Here is a 13,107-nt window from a genome sequence, read left to right as displayed (position 1 = left end):
GCGGGGCGATTAATCGGGACTAGTCGCGCCGCGTTTCAGGCCATCGAGAAGCAATGAAACCATCTGGTTGGAATGGTCGGGCTTGCCATCATGGTCCGGGGTGGAGAGCAGCGCTATCGCCCGCAGCAGGTCCCATGCGTCAACGTCGTCACGAACCTTTCCAGCCGCTACAGCAGCCTGCAACAGCGCCGCGCAGGCCGGTTTGAGGCGGGTCTCGAAATAGGCAGGCAAGGTGGCAAAAGCCGGATTGCCGGTATGCAGTGATTTCGCCAATCCACGCTTGGTGGCGATGAAATCGAGATAGCGCTCCATCCAGAGCATAAGCGCCTGCTCCGGCTCGTGGTCTGCCGCAATGGTCGATGCTGCGGCGGCACAGACATCCACTTCCTGCCGAAACACCGCCTCGATCAGATCCGAGCGCTGGGGGAAGTGCCGGTAGAAGGTGCCCACGCCGACCCCCGCCCGTTCGGCAATTTCGCGCACGGGGGCATCAACGCCCGTCTCGGCAAAGACCGCTTTTGCGGCCTGCAAAAGGCTTTCCAGATTGCGCTTGGCATCAGCCCGGCGCCCACCGGCCTGTGGCTGTTCGTCCAGCGTTGAGAGCCCATTTCGCGCCAAATCAGCGTCGTCCACGGAATACTCCTTGTTAAACGGAACATTGTTCCGTATTTAAACGGACAGATGTTCCGCTTGTGTTTATCGGAACCGCAACGACGTCACAACAAAAATCACCTGGAGATACTCTCATGACCGATCAACGCATTGCCCTCGTAACGGGCGCCAATAAGGGCATTGGCCTCGCCATTGCGCAGGGACTGGCAAAGCAGGGCCTCACCGTCCTGGTCGGCTCGCGCAATCTCGAAAACGGCACCGCTGTTGCCAAAAGCATCGGCGCCGCCGCCCATGCAGTTCAGTTGGACGTAACGGACGCGGCCTCGATCGCCGCTGCAGCCGAGCGCATTCGCGCCGAATTTGGCCGCCTCGATATCCTGATCAACAATGCCGGTGTCTCCCATGCCGGCCGTCCCGGCATGACTTTTCCGGAAATCATGAAGACCAACTCCCTCGCCACCGCTGATATCGACGATGTCCGGGCGGTCTGGGATACCAATGTCTTCGGCCTCATCGCCGTCACCCAGGCCATGCTGCCACTGCTCAGTCAGTCTCCTGCAGGTCGGATCGTGACGATCGGCAGTTCCGGCGGTTCGATGGGCGAAAATTCCAAGCCCGACAACGCGCATCGTACAATGTATGGCAATTATTCGTCGTCCAAGACGGCGGCGCATGCCGCCACCCTGGCTTTTGCGCTCACCCTTGAAGCCACAAACATCAAGGTCAATATCGCCTGCCCAGGTCATACTGGCACTGCCCTCAACAACTTTTCGGGGGCCCGCACTCCCGAACAGGGTGCGCGTCGCGCCATCGAACTGGCCCTGATTGGTGCCGAAGGCCCAACGGGGACATTCTCGGACGAGAACGGCCCGGTGGCTTGGTAATGGACCGGGCCGGAGAGTAGTCCAAGATGCGCATATTTGTGACCGGCGCCACCGGCTTTGTCGGCTCCGCCCTTGTTGCTGAACTGATCGGGGCGGGCCATGGCGTCATCGGCCTGGCGCGATCCGAGCAATCGGCCGAGGCGCTTGCGGCAGCAGGCGCGGAGGTTCACCACGGTGACCTGGCGGATGCAGAAAGCCTCCGCTCGGCCGTGGCCAAAGCCGATGCCGTCATCCATACGGCCTTCAACCATGACTTCGCCAATTTCAGCGCCAGCGCTGAAGCCGATCAGTGGGCCATTGTTGCGATTGGAAACGCCCTAGAGGGATCGCAGCGGCCATTCGTCATCACCTCGGGCCTACCGGTTGTATCCGGTCGACCGGCAACGGAAGCCGATCTCGAGCCGTCGGGCGGCGCCTCGCCCCGCCGGTCCGAACAAGCGGCCATGGCCTTGGCTGGTCGTGGTGTCAGGGCCTCGGTGGTGCGCATGTCGCAGGTGCATGACCGCAATCGGCAGGGTTTTGCCACCTATATGATGGCCATTGCCCGCGAGAAGAATATCTCCGCCTATGTCGGGGACGGGCTCAACCGCTGGGCCGCCGTGCATCGGCTCGACACCGCCTCGCTCTATCGCCTGGCCGTGGAGAAAGGTGATGCCGGAGCTCGCTACCATGCGGTGGGGGAGGAAGGCGTTGCGCTGCAGTCCATTGCGCAGGCGATCGGCGACCGCCTGAATCTGCCCGTCGTGTCACTATCGCCGGACGATGCCAGAACGCACTTCGGCGCGCTGGCAGGGCCGATTGGCATGGATGCACCGGCGTCGGCGGCGTTGACCAAAACCAGCCTGAACTGGTCGCCAGCCAACCCGTCAAGCTTTATTGGAGATATCGAGCGGTCGGTGCGGTAACGGCATGGGCACCTTATCTGATGCGATCGTTTTGGTGCGCTGTCGCTGATAGCGATATCAAGGCTGAGCACGCGGAACCGCGTCTTCCGAGACGCCACTTTATTGGGAACGGCCGAAATGGGGTCGGCTGATGCCATTAACTTGGTGCGCAGTTCCGGTCTCGATCAATTCTGTTCGTTTGCCCGGCAAGCAGAGCTCGCCGGGCCAGGCTAGCCAGGGCCCGCCAGCGCGGCGGGCCCTGGGCTCGCTCAGGGGCGGATCAGGATCTTGCCGGCGCGGCCGGGTACCTGGGCGGCGTCCATGGCCTTGGCGGCATCGGCGAGATCGAAAACTCCGCCGACGGGCAGCGGTAGCTTGCCGGCCACGGCCAGGGTGATCAGTTCGCCGATCAGCTTGCCCTTCTTGGCGCCGTCCATTGCCGTGCTGACCTTGGAGCCCCAGAAGCCCTTGATGGTGATCTGCTTGAAGATCAGCGCGCCCGAGTTCAAGGGCATTGGTTCGCCCGTCGCGGTGCCGAAAATCACCAATTCCCCATCCTGGCCGAGCACGTCGATCAACCTGGCGCCAACTTCGCCGCCCACCGAATCCACGGCCGAACGGGCGCCCTTGGCACCGGTAATGGCCTTGACCTGCTCGACCCAGTCGGCGTCCGAGGTGGCGATGACGTTGGTCATGCCCAGCGCGGTCAGTTCCGCCACGGCTTCCTGACGGCGCACCAGATTGACCAGGCCAATGCCATGCGCCGCCGTCAGCGCGCCCAGCACCTTGCCCACCGCGCCATTGGCGGCGGTCTGGACGATCCAGTCACCGGCTTTGGCCTGCAGCACGTCGAGCAGCGAAATGGCGCTGAAGGGCATGGCGATCAGCTGGGCTGCTGCTTCGTCGGAAATGGCCTCGGGCAGGGGAACGACACCATTGGCGGCGGCGATGAAATACTCGGCCCAGCTGCCCTGCACACCACCGGCAGCGACGCGCTTGCCGATCAGGGTTGCATCAACGCCGTCACCCACGGCGTCCACCGTGCCGACAGCTTCGGTGCCGCCAATGGCGGGCAGGCTGGGCCTGTAGCCATAGCTGCCGCGCGTGGTCCACAGATCGTGATTGTGGATCGGCGAGAGGATCATGCGGATCCGCACCTCGCCCTTGCCGGGTTGGGGCTGGGGCACCTCGCCCAGCTTGGTGACGTCCGCAGGATTGCCGAAAGTGTCATAGATGGCTGCGCGCATGGCGAGCTCCTTTTCAAGGTCGATGGTTGATGGAAGGGGAAGCGAAGGATCAGGCTATGAAGCGGCGGCGTGTGTCGCTCAGCGCGTCTTGCAGGGGCTGCTGGCTCTTGCCCAGTTTGCTCAGGACGGCGGCGCCAAGCCATTGCCCATAGAGCAGGCGGGATGCTTCGGCAGGGTCGGCCAGCGACTGGATCGAGCCATCGGCAATGCCATCGCGCACGATACGCTCCAGCCGCTGCAGCAGCGCCGTGACGCCGGCATCGAGAAGCCGCCGCATGTCCTCCGACATGTCCGGGATTTCGCTGGCCAGCTTGACCACCAGGCAGGTCTCGGTGATCGACTGGCCGGGGTCAGTGGCCAGCCAGGCCTGGCAGTAGCGCAGCAATCGCGCGCCACCCGATTGCGGCAGGGCCGCCAAGGCGTCCATGCGGCCAAGATAGTCGGCGACATAGTCCTCGACCATGGCGCAGCCAAACGCCTCCTTGGAGGGGAAGTAGTGGTAGAATGACCCTTTGGGGACGCTGCTGGCAGCCAGAAGCGCTTGCAGACCCATGCCGGTAAACCCGACCTTGAGCACGAGGCCGCGCCCCGTATCGAGGATGCGCTGGCGGGTCTGGTCGGATTTGCGAGGCTCGGTCATGAGGCTCATATAGGACAGAATAGACCGGTCGTCTAGTCAGGCGGGAAGTGTTTGCTTCTGCGGCAGGCGGGTTGGTCCTTGATGATAACGCTGCAGCGGATCTGCCTTGGGCGGGGCGGCTCAGCGCGGCAACTGCTGCATCAAGCGCCGCGACAGCCTGGCATCCTCTAGCACGGGGGTCAGGTCGGTTACCTGATCGAGAGAACCAATGACCGGCAGCTGCCTGATGGCCGGGTCCTTGATCGCCCCCCGCGCCGCTTCTATCGCATCATCGGCATTGATGGTGATGAAGGGCCGCTCATGGTAGGGCCCCAGAACGGGGGTGAACGGGGCAATGCCCAGTCGGTTCTGCTGCTGCGCCAGCACCAGATAGGCCGCTGCCAAAGCCTCGCCGCGCGCCGTCCAGTGCTCCGAGCGCAATGCCCGTTCCAGATGCGGCGAGAGGGCCTCGGCGACGGGCAGGCGCGCAAAGCCGCTGCCGAACCACTTGGCATAGGGGGCATAGCGGCGCTCGAGCAGGAAGCCCATGCGCATGACGTCCCGCACCAGCCGGGCGGCAATGACGCGCGAGCCCAGATCGTCGCCCACCTGTCCGGCGCGGCCGACAAAGGCCTGCTCCTCGGCAATGCGGCGCCACTGGCAGGCGATCTTGTAGCGCCAGACGTCATCGGGAAAATAGGCGAGTTGCGCCCGGGCCTGGCTCAGGCGGTTGTCGTCGTCGTGAAAGACGGTGCCAGCGGTGAAGGCCAGCAGCTTCTGTTCGGCAAAATCGAGCCAGTCGAGAGCACTCAGCTGGTCAAGTGACCGCAGGCCAAGATGCGCCTCCAGCCGGGCTTCGAGCGTGTGGAACTCCAGGCCGTGCTCAACCGCGCCCATGGCCTCGGGACCGCTTGCGGCCGGATGGGGCCGGCTGCGCCAGCCGATGGGCTCTCCCAGGAAGCGCGTCGGCGCGACCTTGGCAAACGCCGCCACCAGGCGCTGTGCCTGGGCGTCGAAATCAGCTCTGGAGAGGATGATATGCACCCGCGGCCCCCAGTTGTGGTCTCGCGACGTCTCATCGTCAAAGCCCAGCAGCTCCGAGCCATAGCCGATCAATGCCGCGCTATGCTGCAGGTCCGGCGCCACCTCGGCAAGCCAGGGCCGCACGATATCGCCATAGAAACGGCGGGAGAGTTCGATCCCCTGCATCAATGCCCCCTGTTGCAATGTGGAAAGGTCAGACAGAGAACGCGGATTACCCTTGGCAGGCAACAGGAAAGCCGGCACCTGCCAGTTTGATCCACGAGCTGTCCCGAAGCTTTGGAGGATAAGTTCAAACAAAAAGGCCACCGGGGCAAACCGGTGGCCTAAGGAAAGAACCTGAATGATTGGAGGTCAAAATCAGGCAGACATTAATTCCAGTTGCGCCCGCACATCCGCTCGAAGGAGGTCGATCGGGGCTGTGCGGCCCGCTTGTTCGTGGTGCCAGAAAGTCCACCCATTGCATGCTTCAGCCCCTTGAACCAAAGCGCCGACCTTGTGGATCGAACCTTGATGGGAACCGGAGACGAGTGAGCCGTCTGCACGAACCATGGCGAAGTAACGTTTCGTTAAGTCGAAAAGTTGCGTGCCCGGTTCGATTAATCCCTGCTCGATCAGCGAGCCGAAGGGAATGCGCACTTCCTTGCGCTTGGGCGTCACCGATTGCAGCGCCTCGAACACGCCCGGGCGGATCGCCGCAATGCGCTTGAGCGCGGCATTGATATAGCTTTCTTCGCGCTCGATGCCGATGAAGTGCCGCCCCAGCTTGCGTGCCACGGCGCCGGTCGTGCCGGTGCCGAAGAAGGGATCGAGGATCACGTCGCCCGGCTTGGTCGTGGCATTGAGGATGCGGAACAGCAGGGCTTCCGGCTTCTGCGTCGGATGCACCTTCTCGTCATCGTCATTCTTGAGCCGCTCGGCACCGGTGCAGATGGGAAACAGCCAGTCGCTGCGCATCTGCGTATCGTCATTGGCCAGCTTCATGGCTTCATAGTTGAAGGTGACGCGGCTCTTCTGGCTCTTGGCCGCCCAGATCAGCGTCTCATGCGCATTGGTAAAGCGCGTGCCGCGGAAATTGGGCATCGGATTGGCCTTGCGCCAGATCACGTCGTTGAGCATCCAGTAGTCGAGATCCTGCAGCGCCGAACCCACCCGGAAGATGTTGTGGTAGCTGCCGATGACCCACAGCGCCCCATCCGGCTTGAGCACCCGGCGCGCCGCGGCCAGCCAGGCGCGAGTGAACTTGTCATAATGGGCGAAGCTGTCGAACTTGTCCCAGTCATCGTCAACCGCATCGACCTTGCTCTGGTCGGGGCGGGTGAGGCCCTGGTCGAGCTGCAGGTTATAGGGCGGATCGGCAAACACCAGATCGACCGACCCGGCGGGCAGGGCGTTCATGTGGTCGATGCAATCGCCCACCAGAATGGAATCGATGGGAAGACGCTGTGCCTCTTCCGCGGCTTCAACTGGAGCCATACGCGCGGTACGCAACATACACTTAACCCTAACGCAGTACTAACAGCCCCGTTATAGCGCTCCAGGGTTAATGGAGCGTTTTTTCAAAGGGTTAGCAGGAGGTTAAGGCGGCTTCGGGCAGGGTCAGGTCGGCCAGGGCCAGCAGCCGCAGCCGCGCTTCGGCAACCGGGGCAAAGGCTTCGCGGTGGTGCCGGCAGGGGCCATGCTGGCTGAGCGCCGCCATGTGTCGCGCCGTGCCATAGCCCTTGTGCCCGGCAAAGCCGAAAGCCGGCGCATCGCAGTCCATGATCGCGCACATCCGGTCGCGCGTCACCTTGGCGACGATCGAGGCCGCGGCGATGGAGACGCTGCGGCCGTCCCCGCCGATCAGCGCGAGCCCCTCACAGGGCAGGCCCATAGGCACGTCGCGTCCGTCGATCAGCACGCGGTCGGGTCGGAGCGAGAGGCCGATGGTCGCCTGAGCCATGGCCCACAGGGTGGCCCCGCGGATATTGTGGCTGAGGATGATCGAGGGCGGCGCCACCACCACGCTGATGGCCAAAGCCGACGCCATCACCTGCGCGAACAGCGCCTCGCGCTGCTCTTCGTTCAGCTTCTTGGAATCATTGAGCCCGGGCGGAATGCGGTTTGGGTCCAGCACCACCGCCGACACCACCACCGGCCCGGCCAGCGGCCCGCGGCCGGCCTCGTCGACCCCGGCCACCACGCGCGCGCCCCGGCCCCTGAGGTCGGACTCGTGGCTATAGTCGGGCGCGGTCTGGAGGGACGAATCGAACATCATGGTTCAACATCGCTTTTGCAGCGATCAAGTCAACACGCTGGGCTGTTGTCATCGCGCGCGCCTGCTATAGCTGGCGCGCTGGGGGCAGCACCGGGAAACCATATAGATGATTGCACGATTGGGCACCGCCCTTGTCCTGACGCTGGCCGCCGCCCTGCCGCTGGCCGCCGAGCCCTTCCACCACCCCTATGGCGAATGGCGCGAATATCACTACGACTGGCTGGCCGTCTGTCCGGATGTGATCAATGAGGATGCCACCGATTTTTACGGCACCTCCTGCTTTGCCAGCACCAGCAGCCAGGAACTCAACGCCGCCAATCTGCCGGCCTATCAGCTGACGCTGCTGCGCAACCGGTTGACCGGCGAACTCGATGTCGCCGTCACCGTGGCGGCGGACAATGTCGCGGTCGATACCAGCCGGCCGCTGCGCCTGAGCTTTGCCGGCGATACGCCCCAAGCCTATGCTTTCGGCATCGACCTGGAAACGCGCTACAACACCACCAACCGCTATTATGTCGCCGATCCGGCCCGCAGGGACACGCTGATCGAGCAGATGAAGCGGCGCAATGCCGTGACCATGATCGTGCCGCTGACCGGCGGCAAGACCGCCAGCAAATCCGTCAGGCTATCCATGCGCGGCGTCACCGCCTCGCTCGATTTCATGTCCAGCTATGCCCGCCGGGTCGCGCAATACTGAAGTCTCTAACTCTCGAACGGAACGACTGATGATCCCGACGCCTGGCGCCGCGCTGCTGTTTGATATTGATGGCACGCTGGCCGATACCGATCCGCTGCATCTGGAGGCCTTCAACCGCGCCTTCGCGCCCTTTGGACAGCAGTTCGACAAAACCCGCTTTGCCCGCGAATTGCAGGGACTGGCCAATGTCGATATTGCCGCGAGGATTCTGCCCGGCCTGTCGCCCGCCGAGGGCATGGCGGTGCTCGACCACAAGGAGGCGGTGTTTCGCGAACTGGCGGCAACGGCGATCCACGCGGTACCGGGGCTTTTCGCCCTGCTCGATCTGGCTGATGCCGCCGGCATAGCCATGGCCGCCGTTACCAATGCGCCGCGCGCCAATGCTGAACTGATCCTCAATGGCCTGGGTATCACTCACCGGTTCCAGGCGCTGGTGATCGGTGCCGAACTGGCCCACGGCAAGCCCCATCCGCTGCCCTATCTCGAAGGGCTCCGGCTGCTGGGCGCCGATGCGGCCATTTCGGTGGCTTTCGAGGATTCACGCACCGGCATTGCCTCGGCCACAGCGGCGGGCCTCGCCACCATCGGCCTGCGCACCAGCCTCGACGATGCCCAGTTGCGCGCCGCCGGTGCCGTGCTCTCCGCCGATGGCTATGACGATCCGGCCGTGCTGGACATCATCGGCGACACGCTGCGCATTCCGCTTGGCGCGCCGGCCTAGAACAGGCTCATCTGCGCGCTTTCGACCTTGGGCGGCACGAACAGGTCATTGCGCAGCCCGGGCAGCTTGCCGTCGAGGCCATAGCGCTCGCGGCCTTTGTCGAAACGCTGTCGCAGCAGCGTGGCATAGGGCCCTTCGCCGGTCATGCGGGTGCCGAAGCGGCTGTCATAATCCTTGCCGCCGCGCGTATCGCGCACCAGCGCCAGCACATGGCGTACCCGGTCGGGGAAGTGCCGCAGCAGCCATTCGCGGAACACGTCGCGCACCTCGCCCGGCAGCCGCAGAAGGATCATCTGCGCACTGGTGGCGCCCTGCGCCGCCGCGGCGTCGAGAATGCGCTCGAGCTCCATGTCGTTGATCGCCGGAATCATCGGCGAAGCGAACACCGCCACCGGCACGCCCGCTTCGCTGAGCAGGCGAATGGCTTCGAGCCGCCGGGCAGGGGAGGAGGCGCGCGGCTCCATGCGCCGGCTGAGCTTGTGGTCCATCGAGGTCATCGAGATCGCGACCTTGACCAGGCCCAGCTTGGCCAGTTCAGTCAGCAGGTCGAGATCGCGGATGATCAGCGATGATTTGGTGGTGATCATCACCGGATGCTTGGTCTCCAGCATGACTTCCAGAATGCCGCGCGTCAGCTTGTGCTTGCGCTCGGCCGGCTGGTAGGGGTCGGTATTGGTGCCCATGGCAATGGGCTTGACCCGGTAGCTTTTTGCTCCCAGCTCGGCGCGTAGCGCCTCGACCGCATTGGTTTTGACATAGATGTCGCGCTCGAACTCGATGCCGGCCGAATGGCCCAGAAAGGCATGCGTCGGCCTGGCATAGCAGTAGGAACAGCCATGCTCGCAGCCGCGATAGGCATTGATCGAGCGCTCGAAGCCGATGTCCGGGCTGTCATTGGACGTGATGATGGTCTTGGCGCGCTCGTTGTGTTCCACGGTCTCGAAGATCGACAGCGGCTCGACATTGTCCCAGCCGTCATCGAAGCTCTCGCGCGTCTGCTTTTCGAACCGGCCGTTACGATTGCTCTGCGCGCCTCGGCCGCGGATGCGGCTGACATCGAGCAGTTCGCGCCGCGCCAGGTCGGCGTCGCGGCTGCGGCTGAGCTGCTCGAGCGCTTCAAAGGACGGGGCTTGATAAAGGGCCATGCAAACGTCTCCTGCCGAACGTGAAGCAGTCGAATCGTGACTGAACAACGCGTCCCAGGATGTAACAGTTCCCGCAGAACAGAACAAGAACAATACCGTGTTTGTTCACCTTTGGTACTGCAGGGTCAGCTACCCGCCCGGTCGCACAAGGCAGCTATGTGATGGGGCGAATGGACGCTGCCGAGGATCCGGATTAAGCCATCCCGCTGTGTCGCGCGGCCTGGCCTGGCCAGCCCGGTTGCCACAACTGTTTCACTGTGTTGCCTCCGCCCCGCTGGCGCTGGCGTCGCGGGTCGACCCATTGCTGACACCGATTGTCACGGCAAACGACCATGCTGGCGTCGATTTCAGCCACTGCCGGCCGTCATGCTGGCGACACTGCCGGATTTTATGCGAGGGATAGCTTTTCATGACCACCCAGGACACCACAATGGACGGCGCGCCGCCGGACATTACTGACAATGCCGCCCGCAACCGGCTGGTGATCGCGCTGCTGCTGGGCTCGACTTTTGTCGTCTTTCTCAACGAGACGATGATGAGCGTGGCCATTCCCCAGCTGATGGCCGATCTGAACATCCTGCCCAATATTGCGCAGTGGCTGACCACGGCCTTCCTGCTCACCATGGCTATCGTCATCCCCATTACCGGCTTCCTGCTGCAGCGCATGAACACCCGCCCCGTCTTCATGCTGGCCATGTCGACCTTTACCCTGGGCACCGCGATCTGCGCCGCCGCCCCCGGCATCGAACTGCTGATTGTCGGCCGCATCATCCAGGCCGTCGGCACTGCCATCATGATGCCGCTGCTGATGACCACGGTGATGACCCTGGTGCCGCCGGAATCGCGCGGCAAGACCATGGGCAATATCTCCATCGTCATTTCGGTAGCGCCGGCCATTGGCCCCACCATTGGCGGCTTCATCCTGGCCTATCTCGAATGGCGCTGGATGTTCATCCTCATGCTGCCCATCGCCCTGGGCGCCCTTGCCGTGGGCAGCAGCAAGATGCAGAACGTCACCACGCCGCGCTATGCGCCGCTCGACATCATTTCGGTGCTGCTCTCGGCGGTCGGCTTTGGCGGCCTGGTCTATGGCCTGTCCAGCCTGGGCGAGGGCGAGCATGTCGGCGCGGCCTTCCCGCTCTGGCTGCCGTTGGTCGTCGGCCTCGTCGGCATGGCGATCTTTGTCTGGCGCCAGATCGTGCTGTCGCGCCAGGACAAGGCGCTGCTCGACCTGCGCACCTTCCTGTCGCGCAACTATACCTTCTCGGTGCTGACCATGGCCGTCGCCATGATGGCCCTGTTCGGCACCGTGATCCTGCTGCCCATCTATACCCAGAATGTGCTCGGTCTCGACACGCTGCAGACCGGTCTGCTGCTGCTGCCCGGCGGCCTTCTGATGGGCCTGCTGGCGCCGCCGGTCGGCCGGCTCTATGACCGTATCGGCCCCACCAAGCTCCTGGTGCCCGGCACGGCCCTGGTATCGGCCGTGCTCTGGGCCCTGACCCGCGTTGACCAGCACACCTCGGTATGGGCCATCCTGGTCGGCCACATCATCATCAGCATCGGCCTGGCTCTGGTATTCACCCCGCTGTTCACCGCCGCCCTGGGCTCGGTGCGCAAGGAAATGTACTCCCATGGCAGCGCCATCCTCGGCTCGGTACAGCAGGTGGCTGGCGCCGCGGGCATCGCGCTCTTCGTCGCGCTGATGACCATCCGCACCCAGGCCCTGGCCGGCGACGGCCTCGAACCGGTCAGCGCCCTGGCCGGCGGCATCCAGCTGGCTTTCCTTGTTGGCGCGGTGATCTCGCTCTTCGCCGTCCTCACCGCCTTCTTCGTGCGCAAGCCCGAAGGCGGCGGCATGCCGGGCCACGCGGCCCATTAGCATCAGCGCGTTTCAGGCGGCGCCGGGTCCTCCCGGCGCCGCGTTCTCATGATGCGGGCACGCCCGGCCTTGCCTCCGCTACGGTGATCACCGCCGCGCCGCGCTTGCGACCGCTGTCGACCAGAGCGTGTGCCTCCGCGATGCGCGCCAGCGGCAGCGTGCTGTCGATCGTGGCCCGAATTGCACCCGACTGCGCCAGGGAGCGGATGGTCTCGAGGTCCGCCAGCGTTTCCGTTGCCATGCCGACAATGATCCGGGGCCCTCGCAAAAGTCTGGCAAGGCCAGCGCGCAGGAACATGCCCCCGCCGGCATCGACAGCCAGCAGGCACGCTCCAAGGGCAGCGATTTTCCGAAACTGGCCGACCGAGACCCGGTTGACCGTGTCCATGACCACATCATAGCGCGCGCCGGTCCGGGCGAAATCGGTCGTCTTGTAGTCGATGACGGCGTCGGCACCCAATTCGCGCATCAGGCCCAAATTGCCGGTGCTGGTTACCGCCGTGACATGGGCACCGAAATGCCTGGCCAGTTGCACCCCAAAGCACCCCACTGCACCGCTTGCGCCATAGACCAGCACCCGCGCTCCGGGCTGGATTTTTGCGCGCTGCAGAAAGTACAGCGCCGTCATGGCGCCGAACGGCAAGGCGGCTGCCTCGTTGAAATCGAGATTGTCCGGCATCGTGGTCAGCGCAGCAGTTTCCGGCACGATCTTGTATTGTGCATGCGCGCCATAGACCTGCATGCCAAAGACCCGATCGCCGATCCTGAACCGGCGCACGTCCCGGCCAATGGCCTCGATCTCGCCAGAGAACTCGGATCCCAGGATGGCGCGCTTGGGCTTGCGGATACCCAGGAAAAGTCTGGCCGGCAGCCAGAAGGCCGCAGGCACGCGAAACGCCCTCAGACGAGCATCGCCCGAGGTTACCGTGGTCGCGACGATGCGCACCAGCACCTCATCTTCTCCGGGCACTGGCTTGGGGATGTCGCGGACGACGACAACGTCGGGCGCGCCATAGGCAGTCTGCACGGCAGCTTGCATGATACTCTCCAGATTCAAGCCTGAGGGGCGTGCGTCCCAGCAGGGCCGGGGTGGCTCGCATCCTGGTAATGGTTCTGAC

13 protein-coding genes are annotated in these 13,107 nt (G+C 64.0%); 5 read left to right on the top strand and 8 right to left on the bottom strand.

The genetic code is table 11. The features are described 5' to 3' along the window. Window positions 1-9: 9 nt before the first annotated feature. Entirely contained in the window at window positions 10-594 is a 585-nt protein-coding gene (locus tag GDR53_RS03595) for a TetR/AcrR family transcriptional regulator (RefSeq protein WP_408639797.1), read from the bottom strand. A gap of 152 nt (window positions 595-746) precedes the next feature. On the opposite strand from GDR53_RS03595, the gene GDR53_RS03590 reads away from it, so the two are divergent. Next, entirely contained in the window at window positions 747-1,496 is a 750-nt protein-coding gene (locus GDR53_RS03590) for an SDR family NAD(P)-dependent oxidoreductase (protein ID WP_193336737.1), read from the top strand. A 26-nt stretch (window positions 1,497-1,522) separates the two neighbouring features. After that, window positions 1,523-2,401: an SDR family oxidoreductase gene (locus tag GDR53_RS03585; RefSeq protein WP_193336736.1), complete on the top strand. Its 879-nt coding sequence runs from the start codon at window positions 1,523-1,525 to the stop codon at window positions 2,399-2,401. 248 nt (window positions 2,402-2,649) lie between these two features. Here the strand turns inward: GDR53_RS03585 and GDR53_RS03580 are convergent, their stop codons facing one another. From GDR53_RS03580 to GDR53_RS03560, 5 genes are all read right to left on the bottom strand, one after another. Continuing rightward, window positions 2,650-3,627, bottom strand: coding sequence for a zinc-binding dehydrogenase (locus GDR53_RS03580; RefSeq protein WP_193336735.1), 978 nt, complete (start codon window positions 3,625-3,627; stop codon window positions 2,650-2,652). 49 nt (window positions 3,628-3,676) lie between these two features. Next, the gene (locus tag GDR53_RS03575) at window positions 3,677-4,267 is read right to left on the bottom strand and encodes a TetR/AcrR family transcriptional regulator (RefSeq protein WP_193336734.1); all 591 of its coding nucleotides are present in this window, start codon (window positions 4,265-4,267) and stop codon (window positions 3,677-3,679) included. A gap of 120 nt (window positions 4,268-4,387) precedes the next feature. Continuing rightward, window positions 4,388-5,455, bottom strand: coding sequence for a DUF4037 domain-containing protein (locus tag GDR53_RS03570; protein ID WP_193336733.1), 1,068 nt, complete (start codon window positions 5,453-5,455; stop codon window positions 4,388-4,390). Between the two features lie 192 nt (window positions 5,456-5,647). Continuing rightward, on the bottom strand, window positions 5,648-6,781 hold the full coding sequence (locus GDR53_RS03565; RefSeq protein ID WP_408639783.1) for a site-specific DNA-methyltransferase: 1,134 nt from the start codon (window positions 6,779-6,781) through the stop codon (window positions 5,648-5,650). Window positions 6,782-6,854: 73 nt separating this feature from the next. Further along, entirely contained in the window at window positions 6,855-7,544 is a 690-nt protein-coding gene (locus GDR53_RS03560; RefSeq protein WP_193336731.1) for a ribonuclease HII, read from the bottom strand. Window positions 7,545-7,650: 106 nt separating this feature from the next. Between GDR53_RS03560 and GDR53_RS03555 the strand changes: the two genes are divergently transcribed. Then, complete coding sequence (locus tag GDR53_RS03555; protein WP_193336730.1) at window positions 7,651-8,241, top strand: hypothetical protein; 591 nt, start codon at window positions 7,651-7,653, stop codon at window positions 8,239-8,241. A 28-nt stretch (window positions 8,242-8,269) separates the two neighbouring features. Beyond that, the gene (locus tag GDR53_RS03550) at window positions 8,270-8,962 is read left to right on the top strand and encodes an HAD family hydrolase (RefSeq protein ID WP_193336729.1); all 693 of its coding nucleotides are present in this window, start codon (window positions 8,270-8,272) and stop codon (window positions 8,960-8,962) included. Here the strand turns inward: GDR53_RS03550 and GDR53_RS03545 are convergent. Next, window positions 8,959-10,107: a PA0069 family radical SAM protein gene (locus tag GDR53_RS03545; protein WP_193336728.1), complete on the bottom strand. Its 1,149-nt coding sequence runs from the start codon at window positions 10,105-10,107 to the stop codon at window positions 8,959-8,961. The genes GDR53_RS03550 and GDR53_RS03545 overlap by 4 nt on opposite strands. A gap of 409 nt (window positions 10,108-10,516) precedes the next feature. Between GDR53_RS03545 and GDR53_RS03540 the strand changes: the two genes are divergently transcribed. Further along, window positions 10,517-11,989 (top strand): MDR family MFS transporter, encoded by a 1,473-nt coding sequence (locus GDR53_RS03540; RefSeq protein ID WP_193336727.1) that lies wholly within the window; start codon window positions 10,517-10,519, stop codon window positions 11,987-11,989. Window positions 11,990-12,035: 46 nt separating this feature from the next. Here GDR53_RS03540 and GDR53_RS03535 read toward each other — a convergent pair whose 3' ends face one another. Continuing rightward, window positions 12,036-13,028, bottom strand: a complete 993-nt coding sequence (locus GDR53_RS03535) for an NAD(P)-dependent alcohol dehydrogenase (protein WP_193336726.1) — start codon at window positions 13,026-13,028, stop codon at window positions 12,036-12,038. Window positions 13,029-13,107: the final 79 nt, after the last annotated feature.

It is taken from the genome of Devosia beringensis (assembly GCF_014926585.1).
In the GTDB taxonomy this organism is placed as follows: Bacteria; Pseudomonadota; Alphaproteobacteria; order Rhizobiales; family Devosiaceae; genus Devosia; species Devosia beringensis.
This window is presented reverse-complemented; position numbering and strand designations above follow the sequence as displayed.